At 55.3% G+C, this 985-nt stretch carries 1 rRNA gene; it reads right to left on the bottom strand.

The features are described 5' to 3' along the window. Positions 1–985, bottom strand: a 23S ribosomal RNA gene (locus K3T81_RS19370); the annotation flags it as partial.

The following is a 985-nucleotide window of genomic DNA, read 5'->3' as shown; positions in this document are numbered from 1 at the left end:
TAGTATCCGTCAGCTCCACGTGTCACCACGCTTCCACCTCGGACCTATCAACCTCATCGTCTCTGAGGGATCTTACTCACTCGAAGTGATGGGAAGTCTCATCTTGAGGGGGGCTTCATGCTTAGATGCTTTCAGCACTTATCCCTGCCACACGTAGCTACCCAGCTATGCTCCTGGCGGAACAACTGGTACACCAGCGGTGTGTCCATCCCGGTCCTCTCGTACTAAGGACAGCTCCTCTCAAACTTCCAACGCCCACGACGGATAGGGACCGAACTGTCTCACGACGTTCTGAACCCAGCTCGCGTACCGCTTTAATGGGCGAACAGCCCAACCCTTGGGACCGACTACAGCCCCAGGATGCGATGAGCCGACATCGAGGTGCCAAACCTCCCCGTCGATGTGAACTCTTGGGGGAGATAAGCCTGTTATCCCCGGGGTAGCTTTTATCCGTTGAGCGATGGCCCTTCCATGCGGAACCACCGGATCACTAAGCCCGACTTTCGTCCCTGCTCGACTTGTAGGTCTCGCAGTCAAGCTCCCTTGTGCCTTTACACTCTACGAATGATTTCCAACCATTCTGAGGGAACCTTTGGGCGCCTCCGTTACCTTTTGGGAGGCGACCGCCCCAGTCAAACTGCCCGCCTGACACTGTCTCCGAACCGGATTACGGTCCTGGGTTAGAAGGTTCGTACAGCCAGGGTGGTATCCCACGGATGCCTCCACGTAAGCTAGCGCTCACGCTTCGAAGGCTCCCACCTATCCTGTACAAGCTGTACCAACATTCAATATCAGGCTACAGTAAAGCTCCACGGGGTCTTTCCGTCCTGTCGCGGGTAATGCGCATCTTCACGCATAGTATAATTTCACCGGGTCTCTCGTTGAGACAGTGCCCAAGTCGTTGCACCTTTCGTGCGGGTCGGAACTTACCCGACAAGGAATTTCGCTACCTTAGGACCGTTATAGTTACGGCCGCCGTTTACTG

Origin of the sequence: Oceanobacillus jordanicus, assembly GCF_022095695.1 — a bacterium.
GTDB lineage: Bacteria > Bacillota > Bacilli > Bacillales > Amphibacillaceae > Oceanobacillus_B > Oceanobacillus_B jordanicus.
Note: the sequence above shows the minus strand (reverse complement) of the source record. Positions and strands in the feature narration are given on the sequence as shown.